We start from the raw sequence: 26916 nt of genomic DNA, 5'->3' as shown, positions 1-26916 counted from the left end.
AACAGGCGCCTGACTCTAGCGTCAGGTCCACGTCACTCATCGCCGGGGTGCCCGCCCAGCCCCCCTCACAAGCCCGTCAACCGCCGAAGTCGTACACGGTGACCCCTATCCCCCGCGCCACGAGCCGCTCGGCGATCAGCGGCTCGACCCGCTCCCACTTCCCGCCCGCGAGCCCGCACCCGATCCGCGGCATGTGCACGGAGGCCCCCAGCCCCTCCGCCTTGTCCGCGAGCCGCACGAGTGCCGCGTCGATGGCCTCGTAGCGGACGGGCACCCCACTGCTCCGGCCCGTGCGTATCCCCCGTTGCCCCACCAGGTTGGCCACCCACAGGGCGGGTCCCACCTGGACGAATTGGGCCGCGCCGAGACCGAAGTCATTCCTCGCGCGCTCACGGTGCCAGCGGCGGTAGGCCGCCTCGGGCTCCGGCCAACGGCGCGAGACGGCGAGGACGAAGCCCTTGCCCCAGCCACCCAGGTCGTTGCAGACGTGCGCGACGATCTTGACGCCCTTCCCGCGCGGCGCGGTGGCGTCCCCCCGTACGTATTCGATCACGCTCATCCGTCCACCGTACGAGCCGCCACTGACAACGGTCCCTCTCTTTTACAAGCCCGGTGAGACAGCAATATTGTTGAACCACCTGTGCGGCACAGGGGGACGGCACCGGAAGCGAGGCACCCGCGTATGGCCAGCGAGCGCGAGGAGTACGTGCGGGGCGAGGAGCAGGTGGGCGGGCCCACGTACACCGTGGACGAGCTGGCCGCGCGGGCCGGGGTGACCGTGCGGACGGTGCGGTTCTATGGGACGCGGGGGCTGCTCGCGCCGCCGGTCATCGGGGCGCGGCGGGTCGGGCACTACGGACCCGCGCACCTGTCGCGGCTCGCGCTGATCGAGGAGCTCCAGCGGCAGGGCATGACGCTGGCCGCGATCGAGCGCTATCTCGAACAGCTGCCGCCCGACCTCAGTGCCCGGGACCTGGCCGTCCACCGGGCCCTCGTCGCCTCCTGGGCACCCGAGTCCGCCGAGGAGATCACCCGGCGCGAGCTGGAGCGGCGGGCCGGGCGGGCGCTCGCCGACCGGGACGTCGACCGGCTCGCCGCCATGGGCGTGCTCGACAAGGGACCCGGCCCGGACGTGTTCCGGCTCGACGGCTCCCTGCTCCGCCTGGGCGTCGAGCTGCTCGACGTACCCATCGAGCACGAGACGATCCTGGCCTCCCGCACCGTCCTCCTGGAGCACGCCCGCGCCGCCGCCCAGGAGCTGGCCCGGCTCTTCCAGGACCACGTGTGGAACCCGTACCGGGAGAGCGGCGAGGACCCGGACCACCTGAGCGCGATGAAGTCGCTCTCGGCCCACATGCAGCCGATGGTGATCCAGGCCCTCGTCACGGCCTTCCAGCGCTCGCTCAGCGAGGAGCTGCGGACGGCGTTCAGGACGCCGCCCGCGTGACGCCGCCCGCGGGGCCTCTCAGTCCGTGAAGACCTCGCCCCGCTCGGCCTTCTCCAGCAGGAGCGCGGGCGGGGTGAACCGCTCGCCGTACGTCGTGGCCAGCTCGCGGGCCCGCTCCACGAAGCCGGCGACGCCACCCTCGTAGCCGTTGATGTACTGGAGCACGCCACCGGTCCACGCCGGGAAGCCGATGCCCAGGATGGAGCCAATGTTGGCGTCGGCGACCGAGGTCAGCACGCCCTCCTCCAGGAGCCGGACGGTGTCCAGCGCCTCCGCGAAGAGCATCCGCTCCTGCATGTCCCGGAACGGGATCTCGACCTCGGGCTTGGTGAAGTGCTCGCGAAGGCCCGGCCAGAGCCTGCCGCGCTTGCCGTCCTCGCCGTACTCGTAGAAGCCGGCGCCGCCGCTGCGCCCGGGGCGGCCGAAGTCGTCGACCATGCGGTCGATGACCAGCTCGCCCGGGTGCGCGACCCAGGTGCCGCCGGCCTCCTCGACCGCCCGCTTCGTCTCGTTGCGGATCTTGCGGGGCAGGGTGAGGGTCAGCTCGTCCATCAGGGAGAGCACCTTCGCCGGGTAGCCGGCCTGGGCCGCGGCCTGCTCCACGGAGGCGGGCTCGGCGCCCTCGCCCACCATGGCGACGCCCTCGTTGATGAAGTGGCCGATCACCCGCGAGGTGAAGAAACCGCGCGAGTCGTTGACGACGATCGGCGTCTTGTTGATCTGGCGGACCAGGTCGAAGGCGCGGGCCAGCGCCTCCTCGCCGGTGCGCTCGCCCTTGATGATCTCGACCAGCGGCATCTTGTCGACGGGCGAGAAGAAGTGCAGGCCGATGAAGTCGCCCTGGCGCTCCACGCCCTCCGCGAGGGCGGTGATGGGCAGGGTGGAGGTGTTGGAGCAGAGCAGCGCGTCGGGCTCGACGACGTCCTGGACCTCCTGGAACACCTTGTGCTTGAGCGCGGTGTCCTCGAAGACCGCCTCGATGACGGCGTCGCAGCCGGCCAGGTCCGCCACGTCACCGGTCGGGGTGATCAGGGCGAGGAGCGCGTCCGCCTTCTCCTGGGTGGTGCGGCCCTTGGCGACGGCCTTGGCGCAGAGCTTCTCGGAGTAGGCCTTGCCTTTTGCGGCGGACTCGGCCGAAACATCCTTCAGGACGACCTCGATGCCGGCCCGCGCGCAGGAGTACGCGATGCCGGCGCCCATCATGCCCGCGCCGAGGACGGCGACCTTGCGGACCTTGCGCGCCTCGATGCCCTGGGGGCGGTTGGCGCCGGAGTTGACGGCCTGGAGGTCGAAGAAGAACGCCTGGATCATGTTCTTCGCGGTCTGGCCGATGACCAGCTCGGTGAAGTAGCGGCTCTCGATGGTGAGCGCGGTCTCGAAGTCGACCTGGGAGCCCTCGACGGCCGCCGCCATGATGTTGCGGGGCGCCGGGTAGGGGGCGCCGTTCAGCTGCTTGCGCAGGTTCGCGGGGAAGGCCGGCAGGTTGGCGGCGAACCGCGGGTTCGACGGGGTGCCGCCCGGGATCTTGTAGCCGGGCACGTCCCAGGGCTGCTGCGACTCGGGGTGCGCGTCGATGAAGGCGCGGGCCTTGGCGAGCATCTCCTCCGGGGTGGCGGCGAGCTCGTGGACCAGGCCGTTGTCCAGGGCGCGCTGCGGGTTGTACTGGGTGCCCTGGAGCAGCACCTTGAGCAGCGCGTCGGTGATGCCCATCAGGCGTACGGTGCGGGCGACACCGCCACCGCCGGGCAGCAGGCCCAGGGTGACCTCGGGCAGGCCGATCTTCGAGCCGGGCGCGTCGAGGGCGATGCGGTGGTGGGAGGCGAGCGCGATCTCGTAGCCGCCGCCGAGCGCGGCACCGTTGACGGCGGCGACGACCGGCTTGCCGAGGGTCTCGATGCGGCGCAGCGCGTTCTTGATCTCGATGGCGGTGTCGAAGACGGCGCGGGCGTCCTCGGGACCGGCCTTCATCATGTCCTTGAGGTCGCCGCCGGCGAAGAAGGTCTTCTTGGCGGAGGTGTAGATGATGCCGCGGATGGAGTCCTTCTCGGCCACCGCGCGCTCGGCGATCGCGGTGATGGAGGCCCGGAAGGCCTGGTTCATGGTGTTGGCGGACTGGTTCGGGTCGTCGAGGACGAGGGTGACGACACCGGTCTCGTCCTGCTCCCAGCGGATGGTGGTGCTCTCGCTCATGACTGCTGCTTCTCCGTAAGGGGGTTCGGACCGGGCGGTCAGACGCGCTCGACGATGGTGGCGATGCCCATGCCGCCGCCGACGCAGAGGGTGGCGAGGCCGTAGCGCTTGTCCTGGCGCTCCAGCTCGTCGACGAGGGTGCCGAGGATCATCGCGCCGGTGGCGCCGAGCGGGTGGCCGAGCGCGATGGCGCCGCCGTTGACGTTGACCTTGTCGAGGGAGGTGCCCATGTCCTTGACGAAGCGGAGCACGACGGCGGCGAAGGCCTCGTTGATCTCGATCAGGTCGATGTCGTCGATGGTGAGACCGGCCTTGGCGAGCGCCTTGCGGGCGGCCGGGGCGGGGCCGGTGAGCATGATGGTCGGCTCGGAACCGGAGACGGCGGCGGCGACGATCCGGGCGCGCGGCGTCAGCCCGTAGCGCTCGCCGACCTCCCTGGAGCCGATGGCCACGAGGGAGGCGCCGTCGACGATGCCGGAGGAGTTGCCGGCGTGGTGGACGTGGTCGATCTGCTCGACCCAGTGGTACTTCTGCAGCGCGACGGCGTCGAAGCCGCCGAGCTCGCCGATGTCGGCGAAGGACGGCTTGAGCCTGGCGAGGGAGTCGGCGGTGGTGCCGGGGCGCATGTGCTCGTCGTGGTCGAGGACGGTCAGGCCGGCCCGGTCCTTGACGGGGACGACGGAGCGGTCGAAGCGGCCGTCCTTCCAGGCCTCGGCGGCGCGTTCCTGGGAGAGGGCGGCGTACTCGTCGACGTCGCGCCGGGTGAAGCCCTCGATGGTGGCGATGAGGTCGGCGCCGATGCCCTGGGGGACGAAGTTGGTGGCGATGTTGGTCATCGGGTCGGCGAACCAGGCGCCGCCGTCGGAGGCCATGGGCACCCGGGACATGGACTCGACGCCGCCGGCGAGGACGAGGTCCTCCCAGCCGGAGCGGACCTTCACGGCGGCGAGGTTGACGGCCTCGAGGCCGGAGGCGCAGAAGCGGTTCTCCTGGACTCCGGCGACGGTGTCGGGCAGGCCCGCGGCGATGGCGGCGATCCGGGCGATGTCGGAGCCCTGGTCGCCGACCGGGCCGACGACGCCGAGGACGATGTCGTCGATGGCCGCCGGGTCGAGGCCGGGGAAGCGGGAGCGGAGCTCGTGGATGAGGCCGACGACGAGGTCGATCGGCTTGGTGCCGTGCAGGGCCCCGTTGGCCTTGCCGCGGCCGCGCGGGGTGCGGATCGCGTCGTAGACGTACGCTTCGGTGGTCACGGTGGTGCCTTTCGGGCGAGTCGCGGAGGGTGGGGCGAGTCTCGGAGGGGTCGGGCCGGCGGGCCGGGCGGGCTGGCGGGCCGGGCGGGCCGGCGAGGGGTCAGGCGAGCAGGGAACGGCCGATGATCTCCTTCATGATCTCGGTCGTCCCGCCGTAGATGGTCTGTATCCGGCCGTCGGTGAAGGCCCTGGCGACCGGGAATTCGCTCATGTAGCCGTATCCGCCATGGAGTTGCAGACAGCGGTCGGCCACCCGCTTCTGCAGTTCGGTCGCCCACCACTTGGCCATGGAGGCGTGGACGGCGTCGAGTCCGCCGTCGGCGTGGTCGGTGACGCAGCGGTCGAGGAAGGTGCGGGTGACGGCGCACTCGGTGGCCATCTCCGCGATCTCGAAGCGGACGTGCTGGAGCCGGGCGAGCGGCCGTCCGAAGGCCTCGCGCTCCTTGACGTAGGTGGTGGTGAGCTCCAGGAGGTGTTCGGCGCCCGCGATGGCGGCGACGGCGATGGCGAGCCGCTCCTGGGCGAGGTTGGTCATCAGATGGACGAAGGCGCCGTTCAGCTCGCCGAGCAGGTTCTCCTTGGGGACGCGGACGTCGTGGAAGAAGAGCTCGGCGGTGTCCTGGGACTTCTGGCCGATCTTGTCGAGGTTGCGGCCGCGCTCGAAGCCCGCCGTGCCGCGTTCGACGACGAGGAGGGAAAGGCCGTGGGCGCCGCCCTCGGGGGTGGTCCTGGCGACGACGATCACGAGGTCGGCGAGGATGCCGTTGGAGATGAAGGTCTTGGAGCCGTTGAGGATCCAGTGGTCCCCGTGGTCCTCGGCGGTGGTGCGGATGGCCTGGAGGTCCGATCCCGCACCGGGCTCGGTCATGGCGATGGCGGTGACGAGCTCGCCGCTGCAGAAGCCGGGCAGCCAGCGGCGCTTCTGCTCCTCGGTGCCGAGCGAGGTGAGGTAGGGGCCGATGATGTCGTTGTGCAGCCCTATGGCGAGGCCGGGGGTGCCGGCGCGGGTGAACTCCTCGGCGAGGACGGCGCTGTAGCGGAAGTCGGGGTTGCCGCCGCCTCCGTACTCCTCGTCGACGGCGAGGCCGAGCAGCCCCTGCCGGCCGGCGGCCCGCCACACCTCGCGGGAGACGATGCCGTCCTTCTCCCACTGCTCGTAGTGGGGCAGCACCTCCTTGGTGAGGAAGGTGCGGACGGTGTCGCGGAAGGCCTCGTGGTCGGCGGTGTAGAGCTGGCGCTTCATGCCTGCTGCTCCTTGGCGGCTGCGTCGGATACGAGTGTGGGTACGGCCCAGTCGCGGGCGACCTCGCCGGTGTCGGCGCCCGGCAGGGCGGGCCCGGTGCGGACCGTTCCGGGCGTCGCGGAGAAGCGCGGCGCGGGCGCGGGCTGGACGAGTCCGCCGTGCTCGACGAAGGTGCCGCGGGCGGCGAGGTGCGGGTGCGCGGGCGCCTCTCGCAGCGAGAGGACGGGGGCCACGCAGGCGTCGGTGCCCTCGAAGACCGCCGTCCACTCCTCTCGGGTACGGGTGCGGAAGCGCTCGGCGACGGCGGTGCGCAGCTCGGGCCAGCGGGCGAAGTCGCGGCGCGCGGGCGCGAGGTCCTCGATGCCGAGGAGGCGGACGAACTCGTCGTAGAACTGCTGCTCGAGGGCGCCGACCGCCATGTGACCGCCGTCGGCCGTCTCGTACGTCCCGTAGAAGGGGCAGCCGCCGTCGAGCAGGTTGACCGCGCGCCGGTCCTGCCAGCCGCCGGAGGCGAGCATGCCGTGGATCATGGTGGCGAGGTGGGCGGCGCCGTCGACGATGGCGGCGTCGACGATCTGGCCCTCGCCATGGGCGCGGGCGTGCTGGAGGGCGGCGAGGACGCCGATGACGAGGTAGAGGGAGCCGCCCGCGTAGTCGCCGACCAGGTTGGCGGGGACGGTGGGCGGGCCGTCCGGGTCGGGGCCGATCATGCCGAGGGTGCCGGTGAGAGCGATGTACGCGATGTCGTGGCCGGCGGAGTGCGCGAGCGGTCCGCTCTGGCCCCAGCCGGTCATCCGGCCGTAGACGAGGCGCGGGTTGCGGGCGAGGCAGGGCTCGGGGCCGACGCCGAGGCGTTCGGCGACGCCGGGGCGGTAGCCCTCGATGAGGATGTCGGCGCGGGCGACGAGGTCCAGGACGGTCTCGGGGCCGCCCTCGGCCTTGAGGTCGACGAGGACGGAGCGCTTGTTGCGGTTGGTGAGGTCGTACGCGGGGTCGATGCCGAGGCCCGGGCCGGCGGGCCGGTCGACGCGGACGACGTCCGCGCCGAGGTCGGCGAGGAGCATGGCCGCGAAGGGGCCGGGGCCGATGCCCGCGAGTTCGACCACCCGGACGCCGGAGAGCGGGCCGGGGCGGGCGTTGCGCGGTGTCGTCATCGAGTCCCCAGGGGTATGTGACAGTGATGATGTAACACCGGAGATGCTAGGAACGTGTTCCACTCGGCACAAGCCCCCGAGCCGAGCAAGCGCTTGGAAATTACCCGGGGACCTCGGGCGGTCGACAGCGGCGGGGCGTCCGCTAGAGTCCGCCGACGACATGCGCGCCGGGGGACGGCGCGGGCGCGAAGGCGAGGGGCTGGATGGATGCAGGGGCGGCCGCACGGCCGTACGACGTGGTTCTCTTCGGGGCGACCGGGTTCGTGGGTGAGCTCACCGCCCGGTACCTGGCCGAGCACGCCCCGAGCGGCTGCCGCTGGGCGCTCGCCGGCCGTAGCCGGGGCAAGCTGACCGCCCTGCGCGACCGGCTCGCGCAGCGGTGGCCGCGCTGCGCCGAGCTGCCGCTGGTCGTCGCCGACTCCGCCGACCCGGAGGCGCTGCGCGAACTGGCCGTATCCGCCCGGGTGGTGGCCAGCACCGTCGGCCCGTACGTCTGGTACGGCGAGGAGCTGGTGGCCGCCTGCGCGGAGGCGGGAACCGACTATCTGGACCTGACCGGCGAGGCGGAGTTCGTCGACCGGATGTACGTGCGCCACGACGCCCGCGCCCGGGAGACCGGCGCCCGGCTCGTGCACGCCTGCGGCTTCGACTCCGTGCCGCACGACCTCGGCGTCTACTTCACCGTGCAACAGCTGCCCGAGGGCGTGCCGCTGCGGATCGACGGGTTCGTGCGGGCCGGGGCGATCTTCTCGGGCGGCACCTTCGCCTCGGCGCTCACCGCGTTCGGGCGCGGCCGGCAGATCCTGCGCGCGGCGCACGAACGGAGGCTGCACGAGCCGCGGTTGGTGACCCGGCGGGCCCACGCGCCCCTTGGCGGCCCTCGGTTCAGCCGCGAGACCGGCACCTGGGCGCTGCCGCTGCCCACCATCGACCCGCAGGTGGTGGCCCGCTCGGCAGCGGCCCTCGACCGGTACGGGCCGGACTTCCGCTACCGCCACTACGCCTCGGTGAAGACCCTGCCGATGGCGCTCGGCGGCGCGGCGGTGGTCGGCACGGGCGTCCTGGCCGCCCAACTCCCCTTCGTACGCAGCTGGCTGATAGACCGTTACGAGCCGGGGAGCGGGCCGAGTGAGGAGCGGCGGGCGCGCAGCTGGTTCACCGTCCGGTTCGTCGGCGAGGGGGGCGGGCGGCGGGTCTTCACCGAGGTGTCCGGCGGGGACCCGGGGTACGACGAGACCGCGAAGATGCTCGCGGAGTCGGCTCTCTGCCTCGCCCTCGACGACCTGCCCAAGACGTCCGGGCAGGTCACGACGGCGGCGGCGATGGGCGACGCGCTGATCGGCCGGCTGCGGACGGCGGGGCTGCGCTTCCGGGTGGCGCACGCGGGCTGAACGCGGCCCCCGGGCCCTGGACGGCGGCGCAGTCGGCCGCCAGGTCCCTCAGCGCGAACTGGACGGCGGCGCAGCCGCGCCAGGTGCCTCAGTGCGCCGCGTGGCGGACGAGGCAGAAGGGGTGGCCGGCCGGGTCGGCGTAGATGCGCCAGGGCCGGTCGTCCTCCCCGGAGTCCAGACGCCAGGCGCCGAGCGCGAGCACGGCCTCGTGGGCGGCGTCCAGGTCGGTGACCCGGACGTCGATGTGGAACTGCTGCTCCGGCGCACCCCACACCGGCGGCCGGTGGTCGGCCACGCCCTGGAAGGCGAGCACGGGTGCGCCGGAGGCGCCGTGCAGGGTGGCCCAGGCGTCGCCGACCGCCCACTGCGGGTCGGGGCGGTTGATCTCCCCGCCGAGCAACTGCTGGTAGAAGCCGGCCAGTTCCATGACGTCGGGGCAGTCGAGGACGACGCACTGCAGGGTGCCGATCGCACCGGGGCTTGTCATGCCCCCACTGTGCCCGCTCGCGCGCCCGGTCCGGTATCCGTACTCGTACTCAGGCTCCCCACCCGTCACAGGGTCCTCGTGCTCACTCCGCTTCGTCCGCCTCCAGGGCCTCCCGCAGGGCCCGGCGGCACAGGGAGTCGGCGTGCCGGGTGGTCTCGGGGAGGCGGTAGCGGGGCGTCAGGTGCAGGGTGTGGGCGCAGGCCCGCTCCAGGGAGACCCGGTGACCGACGGAGACGAAGACCGGCTTCACGTCGGCGCGGGTGCGCAGAGCCCGGCCGACGGTCTCGCCCTCGGCGACGAGGTCGCTGAACTCGCCCCGTTCCACGCCGGGTTGCTCGTAGGTGAAGGTGAACGGGTTCTTCGCGACCCCGATCGAGGGCCGGCCCGTCAGCACGCCCAGGTGGCTCGCCAGCCCGAACCGCCGCGGGTGGGCGAGCCCATAGCCGTCGCAGACCAGCAGCCCGGGGTCGACGCTCAGCCGCCCCAGCGCGGCGAGCACGGTCGGGATCTCCCGGAAGGCGAGCAGCCCCGGTACGTACGGGAACGACACCCGCCCGACGGCGGTGGCCTCCGCCACCACCTCGAGCGTCCGCCCGTCGAGCACGACGGCGGCCGCGGCGACGAGATCCCGCTCGTCGTCGTACGCCACGTCGACCCCGGTGACGTGCACCTCCCCGGGGCCGGGCCCCTCCTCGTCCACTACGAGCCGCCCCCGCAGCTCCTCCTGCACGACCAGGGCCGACGCCTCGTCGGCGGGCCAGCCCTCGGGAATCTCGATGATCGTCATGGTGGGGCACCCTACGACGAACACGGCGGCGGCCCCCCGGTAGCCTGGCGATCATGTTCGTTCTTGAATTGACCTATACCGCGCCCGTCGAACGGGTCGACGCGCTGCTCGACGCCCACGTCGAGTGGCTCGACGCGCAGTACGCGGCCGGGGTGTTCCTCGCCTCCGGGCGGAAGAACCCCCGGGACGGCGGGGTGATCCTGGCCGCCGGGGCCGACCGCGCGGAGATCGAGGCGATCGCGGCGGCCGACCCGTTCAGCGTCGAGGGCGTGTGCACGTACCGGATCACCGAGTTCTACGCGACCAAGACGGTCGGCGAACTCGCGGCGTTCCGTGAGGAGTTGCCGGCCTAGGCCGGCCCTACCGCAGCGTCGCTCGCGCGATGCGGCCCTGTTCGCCGGAGGCCCAGCAGGCGCCGTCGTGGGTGCAGTCGACCGTGTCGTACGAGTCGGTGTCGACCGTGCGCCAGGTGCGGCCGCCGTCGGTGCTCAGGTCCGTGCCGGTGGGGCCGACGGCGAGCGCGGCGGACCGGGTGTGGGGCAGCCAGGCAACGCCCGAGCGGTAGGCGGGCGGCCCGGCGGCGGCCGCGGTCCAGGTCCGGCCGGCGTCGCCGGTGACGGCGGCGGCCTTCGGCGAGGCCTGGTCCTTGCGGTAGTCGCCGCCGACCGCGATGCCGTGCGTACGGTCACGGAAGGCGAGCCCGAAGACGCCCTTGGCCCCCTCCCCCGCCGGGATCGTCGTATCGGTGACGCTCCAGGTCAGGCCGCGGTCCGCCGAGTGCAGCACCCGCCCGGTCGCTCCGCCGCCCGTGGCCAGCCACACGTCCTTCGGCCCGGACGAGACCAGGCACTGACCGCTCGCCGCGAACCCGGCCTCGCCGGGCAGCGCGGCCGGCATCCCGTCGTTCGGCAGGACCTGCCAGGACCGGCCGCCGTCGCGGGTGGACAGGATGCGGTACCTACCGTCTACCGGGTCGCTCATCGCCAGGCCGTGCCGCGGGTCGAAGAAGGTCATGCAGTCGTAGAAGGCGCGTGGGTCGGTGTTGCGGAAGGACTCGGTCCAGGTCGCCCCGCCGTCCTCCGTGCGGAAGACCCGGGACGCCTCGCCCTCCCCGATCGCGAGGACCACGGCCCGCCGGGCGTCGAAGGCCTCGACGTCGCGGAACTCCAGCTCCGCCGCGCCCGCCGGAGAGACGTTTCGCCAGCTCTTCCCGCCGTCGGTCGTGCGCAGCACCGTGCCCTTGGAGCCGGCGGCCCAGGCGACGGACCTGCTCACCGCGGCGAGGCCGCGGAAGCGGGCGTCCGTGCCGGTCGCGGTGAGCTGCCACCCCTTGGAAGGCCCCTTGGCCGACTCCCCGGGCGACGCGGTGGGCACCCCCGTGGGCGCCTCCCCCCGCGCCGTGGCCGGGACCGCCAGGGCCATGGCCAGCGCCGCCCCGGCCAGTCCCGCCGCCGTCATTCGTCTCGTCTTCCCCATGGACGTCATGGCGCCGGAAGCTAGTCCACCGCGATGATCCCGTCCAGAGTGCGTACCGGCCGCCCCCTTCCTAGGCTGGGTCGCATGACGGACCGTACGACCGACCCCGTCCCGGACGAGAAGCCGCAGCTCAAGGAGTACGAAGGCGAGGGCATCACCGTCACCTTCGAGCCGCGCCGCTGCCTCCACGCGGCCGAGTGCGTCCACGGCCTCCCGAGCGTCTTCGACCTGCACAAACGCCCCTGGGTCCAGCCCGACCAGGCGGCTCCCGACCTGGTCGCCGAGGTGGTCAGGCGCTGTCCCTCCGGCGCGCTGCAGTACCACCCGGCGGACGGCTCCGCCGAGCCCGGCGACGTGCCGACCACCGTCCGGCGCATGCCCGACGGCCGGCTGGTCGTCCGCGGCGACCTGGTGGTGCGCGGCGAAGCCGGCGTACGGCACGAGACCCGGGCGGTCCTGTGCGGGTGCGGGGCGTCCGGCAACCAGCCGTACTGCGACCACTCCGGACCGTGCGCGGGCGGGGATTTCGACCAGGCCGAGAAGCGCTGAGAGGCGGGGCACCCCGCCACCCCGAGGGGCCTGCCGCCCCGGCGGTGACGCAGCTCACGTATGTCCCCAGTGCACGTTCCGGCCCCGCGGTTCGTCTCTCCCTGTGTCAGGGAGACGTCAGGAGAACGTAGCCGCGCGACAGGAGGCTGACCCATGTCCACCGTCATCGAGCAGGCCGTGCAGGCCCGTCTGGTCGCATCCGACCCACGGATGGAGACGGTCGCCGCCACGCTGCGGTACGACCGGGAGGACCCCTTCGCGGTGAGCATGGCCTTCCCGCCGCGCGCGACCCTGGAGGGCGTCGAGGTGTCCTGGGCCTTCGCGCGTGAGCTGCTCGCCGAGGGGGTCGAGGGGCCGGCCGGTGTCGGGGACGTGCGGCTGCGACCGTACGGCTACGACCGCACGGTGGTGGAGTTCCACGCCCCCGAGGGCGTGGCCATGGTGCACGTCCGCACCTCGGAGCTGCGCAGCTTCCTGGAAGCCTCGCAGCACCTGGTGCCGAGCGGGCGTGAGCACCAGTACGTGGACTGGGACGGGGATCTGGCCCAGATCCTGGAGGAGCACCCGTAGCCCGTATCCGCCTCGCTCGTAAATCGTTTGCCGCCTCCCCGGCCCGGCCGTAACGTCTTTTCCGGCCATGTTGTCGCCCGATCGGAGAAGGCCGTTGCTCGTCTGAGGATTCGAGACACCGTGCCGCGCGTGCCGCCCCGCCGCCGCGTGTGCCGTCCTCGACCTCGGCGTACGAGCGCTGCTCCGTTTCTCCCTCCTCGCCCGCGCCCCGGTGTCTCACCCGTTGCCCCAAGCCCACGCCCATGCAACCGGGAGGCCCCTATGGCGACCCGCCCCACCTTCGTCACCTGCACTTCTCTCTCCTTCTCCTGGCCCGACGGGACCGGCGTCTTCGACGACCTCCGGCTCGCGGTCGGCCCCGGCAGGACCGGCCTCGTCGGTCTCAACGGATCCGGGAAGTCGACCCTGCTCAAGCTGATCGCCGGCGAGCTCACGCCGACGGCCGGCGCCGTCCGGACCGCCGGCGAGGTCGGCTACCTCCCGCAGAACCTGGTCCTGGACACCGCTCTGCGCGTCGACCGGGCGCTCGGCATCGACCGGGCCCGGTCCGCCCTGCACGCCATCGAGGCCGGCGACACCGCCGAGGAGCACTTCACGGCCGTCGGCGACGACTGGGACGTGGAGGAGCGGGCCCGGGCCGTGCTCGACCAGCTCGGCCTCGGCCATGTCGGCCTCGACCGCACGATCGGCGAGGTCTCTGGCGGCGAGTCCGTACTGCTCCGGCTCGCCGCGCTGCTCCTCGCCCGGCCCGACGTGCTGCTGCTCGACGAGCCGACCAACAACCTCGACCTGCTCGCCCGCCGCAGGCTGTACGAGGCGGTGGACGCCTGGTCCGGACTGCTCGTCGTGGTCAGCCACGACCGCGAACTCCTGGAGCGGGTCGACCAGATCGCCGACCTCCGGGACGGCGAGGTCACCTGGTACGGCGGCGCCTTCTCCGACTACCAGGCGGCGCTCGCGGCCGAACAGGAGGCGGCCGAACGGATGGTGCGGGTCGCCGAGGCCGACGTCCATCGGCAGAAGCGCGAACTTGCCGATGCCCACATGAAGTTGGCCCGGCGCAGGCGCTATGCGCAGAAGAGCGCCGAGAACAAGGTCGTACCGAAGATCATCGCCAACAACCGCAAGGCCCAGGCCGAGGTGTCGGCGGGCAAGCACCGCCATCTGCACGCCGAGCGGCTCGCCGAGGCGCGGTCCCGGCTCGACACGGCGGCGGAGGCGGTACGGGACGACGACGAGATCCGGATCGAGCTGCCGCACACGAAGGTCCCGCCGGGCCGGGACGTCCTCCTCCTGCGCGACCTGGAGCTGCGCTACGGCGCCCGGGTCGCCGGAGGCTTCGAGCTGCGCGGCCCGGAACGGGTGGCGCTCGTGGGCCGGAACGGGGCGGGGAAGACGACCCTGCTGCGCACGCTCGCGGGCGAGCTCGAACCGGTGGCGGGCGAGGCCACGGTGTGGGTTCCGCTGCGCTTCCTGCCGCAACGGCTCGACGTGCTCGACGACGGGCTGAGCGTGGTGGAGAACGTGGCCCGGTTCGCGCCCGGTGCGACGCCCAACGCGATCAGGGCGCGGCTCGCCCGGTTCCTGTTCCGGGGCGCCCGGGCGGACCGGCCGGCGGGGACGCTGTCGGGCGGTGAGCGGTTCCGGGCGACGCTGGCGGCGCTGCTGCTGGCCGAGCCGGCTCCGCAGCTGCTGATCCTCGACGAGCCGACGAACAACCTGGACATGGCGTCGGTGCGGAGCCTGACGGCGGCACTCGAGGCGTACGAGGGCGCGCTGGTCGTGGCGAGCCACGACGTGCCGTTCCTGGAGTCGCTGGGGATCACCCGCTGGCTGCGGCTCGACGGCGAGCTGCGGCCGACGACGGCGGAGGCCGTACGGGAGGGGCTCGTCGAGGAGGCACCGGATGCGCGAGCGCCCGAGGTCCCGGAGGCGGAGGCACTGGCGGCGGAGTCCCTCGAGGTGAAGTAACGCCCAGGACCTGGTGCCGCCGCCGGGCGCGGGGACGGGGGCGAGTCCCCCGTCCCCGCCGTGCGCGTCGACCGCCGCGGCCGGCAGCCACATGCTGCGGCTGCGGCGGTCGCGGCACACGACGTCATCCGCGCCGTCGCCGAGGATCCGTGAAGGACCACCCCGCCCTGGCTGCCATGGATGCCGTGAACGGCGTCAACGCCTCCCGGTCGAGGCGCCGCGGGCGCTGATCTCCGTCGTCGAGGCGGGCGCCGCCGGTCATCTGCTCTGAGTAGCCGGCCCCGGGCCCGGCGGCCCGGCGGCGGCGCGTGACCTGGATCTCCAGTGGCCCGCCGGAGCTGCGCGCATAACGGAACGTAACCGGACATCGCCGGGACGGGCTTGGCCGCCCCCTTACGAAGCCTTAACCTACGGTCTCGTAACCTACGAATCCGTAGGTAGTTCCGTATGCCCTTCTCCGTCCCCAGGAGTTCCCCGTGACGCTCACCTCTCCCCACCTCGGCAGCTCCGCAGGGTGGACCGACGCGCGGCTCCTCTACGCCCTGGAGGAGGTCGTCGAGCAGGAGCTCAACCGGCACCTGAAGGTCACCAAGGACTGGATGCCGCACGACTACGTGCCCTGGTCCGACGCCCGCAACTTCCCCGCCTTCTTCGAGGACGGCGAGGCCTGGGACCGCTCCCAGTCGAAGGTCACCGACATCGGCCGGATCGCGCTCGTGGTCAACCTGCTCACCGAGGACAACCTCCCGAGCTACCACCACGAGATCGCCAGCCTCTTCGGCCGCGACGGGGCCTGGGGCACCTGGGTGCACCGCTGGACCGCGGAGGAGGGCCGGCACGGGATCGTGATGCGCGACTACCTGCTCGCCTCGCGGGCGGTCGACCCGGACGAGCTCGAACGTTTCCGCATGGCACACATGAGCGAGGGATTCGAGTCCGACAACCGGCACTCGATGCTGCACTCGGTCGCGTACGTCGCCTTCCAGGAGCTCGCCACCCGGATCTCGCACCGCAACACCGGCCACCAGTCCGGCGACCCGGTCTGCGACCGCATGCTCGCCCGCATCGCGCTCGACGAGAACCTGCACATGGTCTTCTACCGCAATCTGCTGGGCGCGGCCTTCGAGATCGCCCCCGACCTCACGATGCAGGCCGTACGGGACGTGGTCGTCGGCTTCCGGATGCCCGGGCACGGGATGCCGGGCTTCGAGCGCGCGGCCGCCCAGATGGCGATCGGCGAGATCTACAACCTGCGCATCCACCACGACGACGTGCTCCAGCCGGTGCTGCGCTTCCTCAAGGTCCTCCAGATCGACGGCCTCGGCCCCGAGGGCCTGAAGGCCCAGGAGGAGCTGGGTCTCTATATGGACGGCCTGGACAGCGAGGCGAGCAAGTTCGACGAGCGGCTGGCCGCGCGCAAGGCGCGGATGGCGGCGCGGGCGGCGGGCTGACCCGCGGGACGGCCTGGCGGCCGGGGCTGCTGGGGTGGCCGGGGCTGCTGGGGCTGCTGGGGCTGCTGGGGCGTTCAGCCCTGGCGCCGCTTGAGCTTGATCCGCTCCTTCTCCGACATTCCGCCCCACACCCCGAACCGCTCGTCGTGCGCCAGCGCGTACTCCAGGCAGGCGACACGCCCCTCGCACGCCCCGCACAGCTGCTTCGCCTCTCGGGTCGAGGAGCCGGGCGCGGGAAAGAAGAACTCCGGCCCGGCCTGGGCGCACAGGGCGTTCTCCTGCCAGGAGAGGTCGGGGGCCAGGAGGGTCTGCGGGGCGGCGGTCATCGTGTCGGTCTGCATGGCAACAGACTCGCGACCCGGCCTAAACGCGCCATCAACGTCCGATCAACGCGGCGCGCCGGACGCCGGCGCACGCGTTTCGCCGACATCCGGTCCCACCGCCGGGTGCCACCGGACGGGACCGGGCATGAACGGCGTGTTTCCGACCTCGTCCGAGTACTGCTTCGGCTGCCGCCATGTGGGAGCGTGGGGCCGGTCCGAGCGATCGTGCGAGGGGGAGCGAACCACAGATGACGACGGAGGCCGGCCCGGTCCGCGCACCGGCCGGGGCCCAGGCGGTGCGCCGGGCCCTGGACGTCCTGCACAGCTTCCACGACAACGGGCCCGACCTCAGCGCCTCGGACCTGGCGCGCCGGCTCGGCCTGTCGACCTCGACCGCGCACCGGCTGGCCAGGACGTTGCTCGGCGCGGGTTTCCTGGAACAGGACGCCCGCACGGCCCGCTACCGGCTCGGCCCCGCCGTCACGGAGCTCGGCCGCCTCTCGTACCACCAGCGCGGTCTCCATCTGGCCACGCCCGAGCTGCGCGACCTGGCCGAGCGAACCGGTGCGTGCGCCGATCTGGCGTTGCGCAGCGGCGGGTACGCGGTGGTCGTGGCGGGCGGTTCGGTCACCCCGCGGGTGGGGCTGCGGCGTCCGCTGCACACGACGGCGCCGGGGCAGGTCCTGCTGGCCTTCGCCCCCGCCGAGCAGAGCGGCGCCGAACCGGCCGTGCGGGAACGGGGTTACGCCGTCGACGAGGGCGCGTCGGCGCCCGAGGCGCGGACGCTCGCGGTGCCCGTACTCGAGCGGTCCGGTCACGCGCGTTTCGCGCTCGCGGTGAGGGCGGCGCCCTCCGTCCTCACCGATGAGCGGCTCGACTGGTTCCTGGCCCGGGCGCGGGCCTGCGCGAGGGCCCTGGAGGTGCTGCTGCTCGCACCGGGTGAGCGGCGCGCCCCGGAGGCGTAGAACAGCACGACGTACAGTATCCGCACGATCGTGCGGACAGTACGATGGGGGCATGAGCGGGAGCACCAAGACGGACGGGCGCGTCGAGCGCGGCAACCAGACCCGGCGGCTCGTTCTGGGCCGCACGATGGACATCGCCTCGGTCGAGGGCCTGGAGGGTCTCTCGCTCGGGCGGATCGCCACCGAACTGAAGCTCAGCAAGAGCGGGGTGTTCGCCCTGTTCGGCTCCAAGGAGGAGCTCCAGCTGGCGACGGTACGGGCGGCCGCCGCCGTCTTCGCCCGCCAGGTCGTCACACCGCTCGCCGAACTCCCGCCGGGTCCGGGCCGGGTGTGGGCGCTGTGCCGCAACTGGCTGGCGTACTCCGCCGGGCGGGTCTTCGCGGGCGGCTGCTTCTTCTACGCGGTCTCGGCGGAGTTCGACGCCCGAACGGGCCCGGTCCACGACGCCGTCGCGCGGGCGCGCACCGACTGGGTCGCGTATGTGGAGCAGACGATCGAGGAGGCCCGGCAGGCCGGCGGCCTCGTCGAGGACGTGGACGCCCCGCAGCTGGCCTTCGAGATCATCGCCCTGATGGAGTCGGCCAACGCCCAGTCCGTCCTGCTGGGCGACGACACCGCCGCCTACGCCCGGGCCGAGCGCGGCATCGTCCGCCGCCTGCGGGCCGAGGCGACGGACGGCGCGCGGGACGGGATCGGCGCCCCTGCGGTGTGACGCGGGGGCTCAGCGCGAGACCGTCCGAGCGATGTCCCTCGCCGCGGGCGCCGTCGCGAACTCCACTGCCTCCGTGACGACCTGAGGGCTCGTCAGGATCCTGCCGTGCCCGAGCCCCTGGGTGACGACGAGCCGTGCACGGTCGCCGTGCGCCTTCGCGAGGTAGCGGGCATGGGCGAGCGGCACCATCTCGTCGGTCTCGTCGTGGAACAGCAGGACGGGCGCGCCGAGTTCGTCCGGCCGCCAGGCGCCGTCGAGGTGCTGCCAGACCCCGGGCTCGTCGGGGGCGAGCCGCCGCTCGACATGCCGGCGCATCGCACCGAGCGCGCGCCCGCCGAAGCCGCTCACGGCCTGGAACCCGGCGGTGAGCAGGCCGAAGGAGCCGACGCCCGCGATGCCGACGAACCGGTCCGTGCGGACGCCGTCGCGGAGGGCGAAGAGCGCCGCGACGACACCGAAGGAGTGGGCGACGACGGCGTCGAAGTCGCCGTGCCGTGCGTGCAACCGCCGGATGATCTCGCGGTATTCGACGATGTTGGTGGCCCTGCCCGGGGCGTCGCCGTGTCCGGGTGCGTCGAAGGCGACGGGGCTGTAGCCGCGGGCGAGCAGCGCCTCGGCGAAGGCGGCGAGGCGCGAGCCGCGCGAGGACCAGCCGTGGACGAGCAGCACGGGGCGTTCGCCGTCGCCCCAGGCGTAGGTGACCGCCTGCTTGCCGTACACCTGTATGCGGTCGACCCGGGCGGTGGCCATCAGCGGCTCCTCGACCGGCTTGAGGCGCGCTCGTCCGACCGGGCGGACGAAGAGGTGGAAGACGGCCCGCCCGGCGAGGGCGGGAGTGATGTACGCGGCGGCGTTCAGCGTCGTGCGGACCAGCAGAGCCTTCGGAAACATGCCGGATCTCCTCGATCGTCCTCGATGCGAGAAATTCTAGCACGATCGTTCGTGTTGTTTTGAGGATCCGAAGTCTGGCACCCGAGGGGGCGACCTCTCTCACTCCCCCTCCGGCTCCTTCTTCGCCCGGCTCGGCTGGACCCGCTTCGGCTCGCCGGGCATCTTCGGGTACTCCGGCGGATACGGCAGATCACCCAGGCCGTGCTCCGCCTCGTCACGGCGGGCCAGTTCGAGCAGCGGCTCCAGGCTGAAGCGTTCGTCGTCCATGTCGGCGTGCACGTCGCCGAGTTCGGCGTACCGCTCCGGCATGGTGCGGATGTCGAAGTCCTGCGGCACCGCGTCGTCGACCTCGTCCCAGCGCAGCGGCGCGGAGACGGGGGCGTGCGGGCGGGGGCGGACGGAGTAGGCGGAGGCGATGGTGCGGTCGCGGGCGGTCTGGTTGTAGTCCACGAAGATCCGCTCCCCGCGCTCCTCCTTCCACCACTTGATCGTGACCTGGTCCGGCATCCGGCGCTCCAGCTCCCGGCCGCAGGCGATCGCGGCCCGCCTGACCTGGGTGAACGTCCAGTTCGGCAGGATCGGTACGAAGACGTGCAGGCCGCGCCCGCCGGAGGTCTTCGGCCAGCCGCGCAGCCCGTGCTCGTCGAGGACGGCCCGCAGCTCGTGGGCGGCGCGGACGGCGTCGGCGTAGTCCGTGCCGGGCTGGGGGTCGAGGTCGATCCGGAGTTCGTCGGGGTGGTCCGTGTCGCCCCTGCGTACCGGCCAGGGATGGAAGGTGACGGCTCCCAGGTTGGCCGCCCACAGTACGGCCGCCGGCTCGGTGGGGCACATCTCGTCGGCCGATCGGCCGCTGGGGAAGGTGATGTGGGCCGTCGGGATCCATTCGGGGAGGTACTTCGGCGCACGCTTCTGGAAGAAGGACTCCCCCGTGACGCCGTCGGGGTAGCGCTCCAGGGTGGTGGGCCGGTTCCGCAGGGCGCGGGTGATGCCGTCGCCGACGGCGAGGTAGTAGCGGACCATGTCCAGCTTGGTGTAGCCGGGCTCGGGGAAGTACACCTTGTCCGGATTGGACACCTTCACGGTCCGGTCGCCGACCTCGAGCTCCACCGCTGCCGCCTTGCCTGCCATGGCCGTCAGCCTAGGCCGCGCTCGGATACCCCGCATATCGGGGCATATCGGTGAAGTGGTCTCTAGAATCACCGGCATGGACCTGCCGGTGATGCCGCCTCTGAAGCCGATGCTGGCGAAGGCCGTGAAGAAGATCCCGCCCGGCATGCAGTACGAGGCCAAGTGGGACGGCTTCCGCGCCCTCGTCCACCGCGACGGGCCCGAGCTCTTCATCGGCAGCCGCACGGGCAAGCCGCTGACCCGCTACTTCCCCGAGCTCGTCGAGGCGCTGCTGGCCCGGCTGCCGGAGCGCTGCGTGGTGGACGGGGAGATCGTCATCGAACACGGTGGACGGCTCGACTTCGACCGGCTGAGCGAGCGGATCCATCCGGCCGACTCGCGGGTGCGGATGCTCGCCGAGACCACGCCCGCCCGCTTCATCGTCTTCGACCTGCTCGCCCTCGGCGAAGACGCCTTCCTCGACACCCCGCTCGCCGAACGGCGGGCGCTGCTCGAAACCGCCCTCGCGGGCGTCGACGCCCCCGTCCATCTCGCCCCCGCCACCAGGGACCGGGCCGTCGCCGCGCGCTGGTTCGAGCAGTACGAGGGCGCCGGCCTGGACGGCGTCATCGCCAAGCCGCTCGACCTGCCCTACCGCCCCGACGCCCGGCTGATGTACAAGATCAAGCACGAGCGCACGGCCGATGTGGTCGTGGCCGGATATCGCTTCCACAAGAGCGGCCCGGTGGTCGGTTCGCTGTTGCTCGGGCTGTACGACCACGGGGGCGCGCTCCAGCACGTCGGCGTGTGCGCGGCCTTCACCGCCGCCCGGCGCGCCGAGCTGATCGGGGAGCTGGAACCCCTGCGCATGGACCCGCCGGACGGCCACCCGTGGGCGGCCTGGACGGACGAGTCGGCACACGAGGAGGCCCGACTGCCGGGCGCGCCCAGCCGCTGGTCGGGGAAGAAGGACCTGTCGTGGGTGGCGCTGCGCCCCGAGCGGGTCTGCGAGGTGGGGTACGACCACATGGAGGGCGACCGCTTCCGGCACACGGCCCAGTTCAAGCGCTGGCGCCCGGACCGCACCCCGGAGTCCTGCGGGTACGACCAGCTGGAGGAGCCGGTCTCGTACGACCTGTCGGAGATCCTTTCGTAGATCCGTCGCGGATCCGTTCGTAGATCCATCAGTAGGTCCCTTCGTCACGGAGGCCGCGCGGCCGGGGTGAGATGCCCCACACCCGTCCGCAGGGCAACGCCCGCCCATCGCCTTCACGTTCGACGAACTGACACGCGATCCGATCGGCCCACCGGCCCGCACCTGCGGGAACGCGGGCCGGGGCGGGGACGGGCTCCGTACGGCTCGCCGAAGGCGCCGCGGGGGTGTTGCCACGCGGTGACGGACCCGTCGTCGAACCGGTACCGCGATCCGGTACCTATGAGGGGGAGAAAGTCTCTCTCGCCGCCCGACATCCTCTCCAAGGACTGACCGTGATCACCTCGCCCTCGCGCCTCGTGCCCGTCCCGATCCCCGACCGCGTCGCCGCGCTGATCGGCTCCTGCCTGCCGCTGCACGTGCTCCAGGCGGAGGTCGACGCCGACTGCGCGGCGCGTGAGGTGTACCGCTTCCGCGGGCCGCTGTGCGCGGAGGACCGGGCCGACCGCGAGCACGCGCTGGCGGCGCTGGCCCGTGCCAACAAGGTGCTGGCCAAGCACCACCCGCAGCTGCCGGTGCGCCCGGGGCAGTAGCCGGTCGGTCGTCCGGGTCGGTCGGTCGACCGGTCGCACCTCGCCGGTCCTACGCCGGACCCGCCCGTCCGGCTCGGCGCCAGTCGGGTCTCGGCCATTCGGGCGGCGGGCCCGCCCCGCACCGGTTCGGGTGTACTCCGCATGCGGGACACGGACGCCGATGTGACGCTGCGAGAGTGACCACCACCAGCGAAGCCGCGCCCGCGCCCCCGGTCTCCGAGCCCCCCGTGCTCGACAGCCGGCGCCGCAACATCGTCTTCGGCACGATCATGCTCGGTGTGCTCCTCGCCGCCCTGGACCAGACGATCGTGGGCACCGCGCTGCCGACGATCGTCTCGGACCTCGGCGGGGCGGCCCACATGTCCTGGGTGGTCACCGCGTATCTGCTCGCAGAGACGGTCGCGACCGTCCTCGTCGGCAAGTTCGGCGATCTCTTCGGCCGCAAGGTCATCTTCCAGATCTCGGCGATCGTCTTCATCACCGGCTCCTTCCTGTGCGGTCTCGCCACCAACATGACGCTGCTGATCGTCTGGCGCGGGCTCCAGGGCATCGGCGCCGGCGGTCTCATGGTCACCTCGATGGCGCTGATCGCCGATGTCATCCCGCTGCGCGAACGCGGCAAGTACCAGGGCGCGATCGGCGCGGTGTTCGGTGTCTCGACGGTCATCGGGCCGCTGCTCGGCGGCCTGTTCACCGATCACCTCAGCTGGCGCTGGGCGTTCTACGTCAACGTCCCCATCGCGATCCTGGTCGTCATCGCCGCCGCCCGCACCATCCCCTCCGTACGCTCCGCGAGCCGGCCGGTCATCGACTACGCGGGCATCGCGCTCGTCGCGGCCGGCTCCAGCGCGCTGATCCTGGCGACCAGTTGGGGCGGCAACGAGTACGCATGGGGCTCCGGTGTCATCATCGGGCTGTTCGCCGGGGGCCTGATCGCGCTCGCGCTGTTCTGCTGGGTGGAGACCCGGGCGGCCGAACCCATGTTGCCGATGCGGCTGTTCCGCAATCCGGTCTTCACGGTGTGTTCGGTGCTGAGCTTCGTCGTCGGTTTCGCGATGCTCGGCGCGATGACGTTCCTGCCGACGTATCTGCAGTACGTGGACGGGGACTCGGCGACGATCTCCGGCATCCGCACCCTTCCGATGGTCATCGGCCTGCTCATCGCCTCCGTCTTCAGTGGCAACGTCGTCAGCAAGACGGGGCGCTACCGGATCTTCCCCATCGCCGGCTGTCTCGTGATGGGCGTCGGCCTCTACCTGCTCTCCCTGATGGAGCCGGGCACCAGCACCTGGCTGGCGTCGCTGTACATGTTCGTTCTGGGCGTCGGCATCGGCCTGTGCATGCAGGTGCTCACCATCGCGGTGCAGAACACCGTCGACTACGCGGACCTGGGCACCGCCACCTCCGGCGTCACCTTCTTCCGTACGCTGGGCAGCTCCTTCGGCACGGCCGTCTTCGGCACGATCTACTCCAACTCGCTCGGACCGAACCTCGCCAAGGGCGTCGCGGAGGCGTCGGCGATCGGGGCCGGCGCGGGCCTCGATCCGGCGGCCGTCGGCGCGGCCTCGCAGAGCCCGGCCGGGCTCCACGGGCTGCCGGACCAGGTGGCCGAGCCGATCGTGCGGGCGTACGCGGACACGCTGCACACCGTCTTCCTGTGGACGGTGCCGGTCGCGGCGGTCGGCTTCGTCGTGGCGCTCTTCCTCAAGGAGGTGGCGCTGCGCGACACGGCCCGGGCCTCGGCTCCCGACATGGGCGAGGGCTTCGCCTCCCCCACCACCGCCGGCGACTCGGCCAAGCTCCTGGAACTGTCGGTGGGCCGGATCATCCGCAGGACCGATCTGGACACCGCCCGGCGGATCGTCGACGCGTCGGACACCCGGCTCGACATGGCGGGCGCCTGGGCGGTGATGCAGGTGGAGCTCTTCACGCGGACGGTCGGCCATGCCAGCCTGGGCCTGATCTCGGCGGGCCGCCGGGTGCCTCCGGAGGTGCTGCTCCCGGTGTTCGACCGGATGGTCGACGAGGGCTTCCTCACCCGGGACGGCAACCTGCTCTCGCACACCAACGCCGGGAAGCGGGAGGCCGACGTCATCACCAAGGCGTGGGGTGACTGGCTGAGCGAACGGGTCCACCAGGAGAGCGGACGACCGAGCGGGACGGAGCTGCGGGCCGCGACGGACGCGATCGCGAAGAAGCTGATCGCGGAGGACCTGGCGCAGGGGCTGCCGCGGGGGAACCGCGAGACGGTGGGCGCGTCGGCCCGCTGATACGGACCTTGGATACCGGATCCGTGCATGGGATCCGATATCCAAGGTGTCGGATCCGAGTCCTTGGATTCCGGACATTGGATCCAATATCCAAGATGTGGATCCAATCCCGCGCCGGGTCAGTCGAGGAAGTCGCCGTCCACGTACACCCACGCCCCCTCGTGCCGCGCGAACCGGCTCCGCTCGTGGAGTTCACCCGCGCCGCCGCGCTGGGTGAACCGGGCGCGGAAGGTGACGGTGCCGTGCTGGTGGAAGGCCGTGCCGTCGCCGGTCTCCTCGATCTCCAGGCCGGCCCAGCGCAGCGCCGGGTCGAAGTCGACGTCCGCGGGCCGGGTCTCGGGCGCCCAGGTGCGCAGGAGATACGGCTCGTCGCGCACGACGAAGGCGCTGTAGCGGGAGCGCATCAGCAGTTCGGCCGTGGGTGCGGTGGCGGGCCCGGTGTGGAAGCGGCCGCAGCAGTCTCCGTACGCGGCGTCGAGGCCGCAGGGGCAGGGCGACCCGGCGGTCACGGAGGGCTGCGCGGGGCGGGCGGGGCGGGCGGACTTCTTGCGGGCGTTGCGGGACATGCGGCCATTGTCTCGTGAGGCGTACGGGGTCGGGTTCACGCCATGTGTGAAGCGGCCCCGCAGATCGCTTCCGGGTGCCGTTCGGCGCCCCTATGCTCCTGCGCCGGACATGACTGTTACCGCCGGTAAAGGGGTTGGGGCATGGAACGCACGGGCACCTCACGACGCGGCTTCGTGGCGGGCGCCGCCGCCGTCACCGGAGCCGTCGCCACCGGCGCGGTCGCCACCGGCGCACTGCCGGCGGCCGCGGCGCCCGCTGCCGGGCCGGCCACGGGGCCGTACTCCGTCGCCGTACTCGGCGGCGGCGTCGCGGGCCTGACGGCCGCCCATGAACTGGCCGAACGCGGCTACCGCGTGACCGTGTACGAGCGCCGGGCGCTGGGCGGCAAGGCCCGCTCCATGGACGTACCGGACAGCGCGCGCGGCGGGCGGCGACCGCTCCCCGCCGAGCACGGCTTCCGCTTCATCCCCGGCATCTACCACAACCTCCCCGACACGATGCGGCGCATCCCCTTCCCCGGCAACGCCAACGGTGTCTGGGACAACCTGGTGGCCCCGGCCGAGATGTCCTTCGCCCGCACCGGCCTTGAGGACCTCCGCATCCCCCTCCCCTGGCCCGGCCACCGCCCCGCGGAACTCACCCTCGACGAGATCCGCCGCGCCCTGACCGCGCTCCTGGACACCGTCCGCTCCATCCCCTTCCACGAGACGGCGTACTTCGCCGACCGCTTCCTCGTCTTCCTCACCAGCTGCGACGAGCGGCGGAACGACACCTGGGAGCGCACTCCGTGGTGGGAGTTCCTGCGGGCCGAGCGGATGAGTTACGACTACCAGCGCATCCTCGCCGTGGGCCTCACCCGGAACATCGTGGCGACGAAGGCGGAGGAGGCCAGCACCCGTACCGTCGCGACGCTCCTGGAGGCGTTCGCGTTCAACGCCCTGGGGCGCGGCGCCGACGGGCCCCTCGACCGGATCCTCGACCTGCCGACCAACGAGGCGTGGATCGACCCCTGGGTGACCCATCTGAAGGGCCTCGGGGTGGAGTTCCGCGTGGGCTGGACCGTGCGGGAGCTGGACTACGACGCCGGGGCGGGGCGGGTCGCGGCGGTGGTCGTGGAGGATCCGCAGGGCGCCCGCAGTCGCGTGACGGCCGACCACTACATCTCGGCGATGCCGGTGGAGCACGCCCGGCGGACCTGGAGTGCGGCGCTGCGCGCGGCGGACCCGCAGCTGGCGCGGTGCGACCGGCTGGAGACGGACTGGATGACGGGCATCCAGTTCTATCTGACCGAGCGTGCCCCGCTGCTCGCCGGGCACGCCAACCTCATCGACTCGCCGTGGTCCCTGACGGCCATCCAGCAGGCCCGGCACTGGCCGTCGCGGGACTTCGCCGCCGACTACGGCGACGGCACGGCCGTGGACTGTCTGTCGGTGGACATCTCGGAGTGGGACCGGCCGGGCATCCTGTACGGCAAGACGGCCAAGCAGTGCACCCGTACGGAGGTCGCGCGCGAGGTGTGGGCGCAGCTGAAGGCGGCGTTCAACGACACGGGCCGGACCGTGCTGAAGGACAGCACGCTGCACTCCTGGTTCCTCGACCCGGGGGTGGACGGTCTGGGCACCCCGAATCCGACGAACGAGGACCAGCTCCTCATCCACCCGGTCGGTACGTTCCACAACCGCCCGCAGGCGGCCACGAGGGTCCCGAACCTCTATCTCGCGGGCGACTACGTGGCCGTCGACATCGATCTGGCGACCATGGAGGGTGCCAACGCCTCCGCCCGCCAGGCGGTCAACGCCCTGCTCGACCGTACGGGCTCGGCCGCGGCGCGCTGCACGGTGCAGCCGCTGTTCCGCGCGCCGGAGCTGGAGGGGCTGAAGCGCCACGACCGGCTCCGCTACCGGCTCGGCCTGCGTAACGCGCTCGACGTGGGCTGAGCCCGCCGGGTCCCGCGGCCGGCCCGCGGGTCAGGGCCGGCTGCGCAGCGGATGTCCCTCCGGGACCTCGACGACGGCGATCCGTACGCCGTCGGGGTCGGCGAGCCACATCTCGATCAGGCCCCACGGTTCGGTGACCGGCTCCCTCAGCACCCGTACGTCCTTCCCGCGCAGCTCCTGGTGTGCCGCGTGGACGTCGGCGACCTGGAGCCAGAGCCGCAGCTCGGGTGTGCCCGGCGGGGCGTCCGCGCGGCCGGAGAGTTCGAGGAAGCCGCCGCCGAGGAAGTAGACGGTGCCGCGGTCGGGGCCGGTGCCGAACTCGCGGTAGACGGCGAGGCCGAGCGTCTGCCCGTAGAAGCGGCGGGAGCGCTCGGGGTCGGCCGGGCGGAGCGGAATCCTGCTGCTCAGTACATGCATCCGAGTAGCGTA

Annotated in this window: 26 protein-coding genes; 13 read left to right on the top strand and 13 right to left on the bottom strand. The window is 72.4% G+C overall.

The genetic code is table 11. From position 1 onward, the window contains the following. Window positions 1–76: 76 nt before the first annotated feature. Window positions 77–559: a macro domain-containing protein gene (locus tag ACIGEZ_RS18195; RefSeq protein ID WP_399832093.1), complete on the bottom strand. Its 483-nt coding sequence runs from the start codon at window positions 557–559 to the stop codon at window positions 77–79. Window positions 560–682: 123 nt separating this feature from the next. Here ACIGEZ_RS18195 and ACIGEZ_RS18190 point away from each other — a divergent pair, with 123 nt between their 5' ends. Then, the gene (locus ACIGEZ_RS18190; protein WP_399832091.1) at window positions 683–1447 is read left to right on the top strand and encodes a MerR family transcriptional regulator; all 765 of its coding nucleotides are present in this window, start codon (window positions 683–685) and stop codon (window positions 1445–1447) included. Window positions 1448–1465: 18 nt separating this feature from the next. Here the strand turns inward: ACIGEZ_RS18190 and ACIGEZ_RS18185 are convergent, their stop codons facing one another. From ACIGEZ_RS18185 to ACIGEZ_RS18170, 4 genes are all read right to left on the bottom strand, one after another. After that, window positions 1466–3637 (bottom strand): 3-hydroxyacyl-CoA dehydrogenase NAD-binding domain-containing protein, encoded by a 2172-nt coding sequence (locus ACIGEZ_RS18185; protein ID WP_399832089.1) that lies wholly within the window; start codon window positions 3635–3637, stop codon window positions 1466–1468. 38 nt (window positions 3638–3675) lie between these two features. Then, window positions 3676–4890 carry an acetyl-CoA C-acetyltransferase gene (locus ACIGEZ_RS18180; protein ID WP_399832087.1) on the bottom strand — a complete coding sequence of 405 codons (1215 nt, stop codon included), beginning with the start codon at window positions 4888–4890 and terminating at the stop codon, window positions 3676–3678. Between the two features lie 100 nt (window positions 4891–4990). Beyond that, entirely contained in the window at window positions 4991–6133 is a 1143-nt protein-coding gene (locus ACIGEZ_RS18175) for an acyl-CoA dehydrogenase family protein (RefSeq protein ID WP_399832085.1), read from the bottom strand. Continuing rightward, window positions 6130–7287: a CaiB/BaiF CoA transferase family protein gene (locus ACIGEZ_RS18170; protein ID WP_399832083.1), complete on the bottom strand. Its 1158-nt coding sequence runs from the start codon at window positions 7285–7287 to the stop codon at window positions 6130–6132. The genes ACIGEZ_RS18175 and ACIGEZ_RS18170 overlap by 4 nt, the downstream gene beginning before the upstream one ends. Before the next feature lie 203 nt (window positions 7288–7490). Here ACIGEZ_RS18170 and ACIGEZ_RS18165 point away from each other — a divergent pair, with 203 nt between their 5' ends. Continuing rightward, window positions 7491–8678, top strand: coding sequence for a saccharopine dehydrogenase family protein (locus tag ACIGEZ_RS18165; RefSeq protein ID WP_399832081.1), 1188 nt, complete (start codon window positions 7491–7493; stop codon window positions 8676–8678). Between the two features lie 88 nt (window positions 8679–8766). Here ACIGEZ_RS18165 and ACIGEZ_RS18160 read toward each other — a convergent pair whose 3' ends face one another. Further along, entirely contained in the window at window positions 8767–9165 is a 399-nt protein-coding gene (locus ACIGEZ_RS18160; RefSeq protein WP_399832079.1) for a VOC family protein, read from the bottom strand. Between the two features lie 82 nt (window positions 9166–9247). After that, on the bottom strand, window positions 9248–9952 hold the full coding sequence (locus tag ACIGEZ_RS18155) for an endonuclease V (RefSeq protein WP_399832077.1): 705 nt from the start codon (window positions 9950–9952) through the stop codon (window positions 9248–9250). Window positions 9953–10005: 53 nt separating this feature from the next. Between ACIGEZ_RS18155 and ACIGEZ_RS18150 the strand changes: the two genes are divergently transcribed. Beyond that, complete coding sequence (locus tag ACIGEZ_RS18150) at window positions 10006–10305, top strand: YciI family protein (RefSeq protein WP_399832075.1); 300 nt, start codon at window positions 10006–10008, stop codon at window positions 10303–10305. Window positions 10306–10312: 7 nt separating this feature from the next. Here the strand turns inward: ACIGEZ_RS18150 and ACIGEZ_RS18145 are convergent, their stop codons facing one another. Then, the gene (locus ACIGEZ_RS18145; RefSeq protein WP_399832073.1) at window positions 10313–11410 is read right to left on the bottom strand and encodes an oxidoreductase; all 1098 of its coding nucleotides are present in this window, start codon (window positions 11408–11410) and stop codon (window positions 10313–10315) included. A 102-nt stretch (window positions 11411–11512) separates the two neighbouring features. Here ACIGEZ_RS18145 and ACIGEZ_RS18140 point away from each other — a divergent pair, with 102 nt between their 5' ends. The 4 genes from ACIGEZ_RS18140 (at window position 11513) to ACIGEZ_RS18125 (ending at window position 15969) form a co-directional block, all read left to right on the top strand. Then, complete coding sequence (locus tag ACIGEZ_RS18140; protein WP_399832071.1) at window positions 11513–11977, top strand: (4Fe-4S)-binding protein; 465 nt, start codon at window positions 11513–11515, stop codon at window positions 11975–11977. A gap of 153 nt (window positions 11978–12130) precedes the next feature. Beyond that, window positions 12131–12547 carry an SsgA family sporulation/cell division regulator gene (locus tag ACIGEZ_RS18135; RefSeq protein ID WP_399832069.1) on the top strand — a complete coding sequence of 139 codons (417 nt, stop codon included), beginning with the start codon at window positions 12131–12133 and terminating at the stop codon, window positions 12545–12547. Window positions 12548–12808: 261 nt separating this feature from the next. Beyond that, window positions 12809–14518, top strand: coding sequence for an ABC-F family ATP-binding cassette domain-containing protein (locus tag ACIGEZ_RS18130; protein ID WP_399832067.1), 1710 nt, complete (start codon window positions 12809–12811; stop codon window positions 14516–14518). A gap of 476 nt (window positions 14519–14994) precedes the next feature. Beyond that, window positions 14995–15969, top strand: coding sequence for an acyl-ACP desaturase (locus tag ACIGEZ_RS18125; RefSeq protein ID WP_399832065.1), 975 nt, complete (start codon window positions 14995–14997; stop codon window positions 15967–15969). 74 nt (window positions 15970–16043) lie between these two features. Here the strand turns inward: ACIGEZ_RS18125 and ACIGEZ_RS18120 are convergent, their stop codons facing one another. Further along, window positions 16044–16310 carry a WhiB family transcriptional regulator gene (locus ACIGEZ_RS18120; protein ID WP_399832063.1) on the bottom strand — a complete coding sequence of 89 codons (267 nt, stop codon included), beginning with the start codon at window positions 16308–16310 and terminating at the stop codon, window positions 16044–16046. A gap of 230 nt (window positions 16311–16540) precedes the next feature. Here ACIGEZ_RS18120 and ACIGEZ_RS18115 point away from each other — a divergent pair, with 230 nt between their 5' ends. Beyond that, window positions 16541–17257, top strand: a complete 717-nt coding sequence (locus ACIGEZ_RS18115; protein ID WP_399832061.1) for an IclR family transcriptional regulator — start codon at window positions 16541–16543, stop codon at window positions 17255–17257. 52 nt (window positions 17258–17309) lie between these two features. Then, window positions 17310–17969, top strand: coding sequence for a TetR/AcrR family transcriptional regulator (locus tag ACIGEZ_RS18110; protein ID WP_399832059.1), 660 nt, complete (start codon window positions 17310–17312; stop codon window positions 17967–17969). A 9-nt stretch (window positions 17970–17978) separates the two neighbouring features. Here ACIGEZ_RS18110 and ACIGEZ_RS18105 read toward each other — a convergent pair whose 3' ends face one another. Further along, a complete protein-coding gene (locus ACIGEZ_RS18105) occupies window positions 17979–18860 on the bottom strand; it encodes an alpha/beta fold hydrolase (protein ID WP_399832057.1) in 882 nt (293 codons plus the stop codon). A 99-nt stretch (window positions 18861–18959) separates the two neighbouring features. Continuing rightward, entirely contained in the window at window positions 18960–19988 is a 1029-nt protein-coding gene (gene ligD, locus ACIGEZ_RS18100; protein ID WP_399832055.1) for a non-homologous end-joining DNA ligase, read from the bottom strand. Window positions 19989–20064: 76 nt separating this feature from the next. On the opposite strand from ligD, the gene ACIGEZ_RS18095 reads away from it, so the two are divergent. From ACIGEZ_RS18095 to ACIGEZ_RS18085, 3 genes are all read left to right on the top strand, one after another. Further along, the gene (locus tag ACIGEZ_RS18095; RefSeq protein WP_399832053.1) at window positions 20065–21123 is read left to right on the top strand and encodes an ATP-dependent DNA ligase; all 1059 of its coding nucleotides are present in this window, start codon (window positions 20065–20067) and stop codon (window positions 21121–21123) included. Between the two features lie 335 nt (window positions 21124–21458). After that, complete coding sequence (locus ACIGEZ_RS18090; protein ID WP_399832159.1) at window positions 21459–21713, top strand: hypothetical protein; 255 nt, start codon at window positions 21459–21461, stop codon at window positions 21711–21713. Between the two features lie 176 nt (window positions 21714–21889). After that, the gene (locus ACIGEZ_RS18085; protein ID WP_399832051.1) at window positions 21890–23983 is read left to right on the top strand and encodes an MDR family MFS transporter; all 2094 of its coding nucleotides are present in this window, start codon (window positions 21890–21892) and stop codon (window positions 23981–23983) included. A gap of 119 nt (window positions 23984–24102) precedes the next feature. Here the strand turns inward: ACIGEZ_RS18085 and ACIGEZ_RS18080 are convergent, their stop codons facing one another. Next, window positions 24103–24549, bottom strand: a complete 447-nt coding sequence (locus tag ACIGEZ_RS18080) for a YchJ family protein (protein WP_399832049.1) — start codon at window positions 24547–24549, stop codon at window positions 24103–24105. 141 nt (window positions 24550–24690) lie between these two features. Between ACIGEZ_RS18080 and ACIGEZ_RS18075 the strand changes: the two genes are divergently transcribed. After that, the gene (locus ACIGEZ_RS18075) at window positions 24691–26487 is read left to right on the top strand and encodes an FAD-dependent oxidoreductase (protein WP_399832046.1); all 1797 of its coding nucleotides are present in this window, start codon (window positions 24691–24693) and stop codon (window positions 26485–26487) included. 30 nt (window positions 26488–26517) lie between these two features. Here ACIGEZ_RS18075 and ACIGEZ_RS18070 read toward each other — a convergent pair whose 3' ends face one another. Continuing rightward, window positions 26518–26904 carry a VOC family protein gene (locus ACIGEZ_RS18070; protein ID WP_399832044.1) on the bottom strand — a complete coding sequence of 129 codons (387 nt, stop codon included), beginning with the start codon at window positions 26902–26904 and terminating at the stop codon, window positions 26518–26520. Window positions 26905–26916 lie beyond the last annotated feature (12 nt).

This window comes from Streptomyces sp. NPDC085481, assembly GCF_044541845.1.
GTDB lineage: Bacteria > Actinomycetota > Actinomycetes > Streptomycetales > Streptomycetaceae > Streptomyces.
This window is presented reverse-complemented; position numbering and strand designations above follow the sequence as displayed.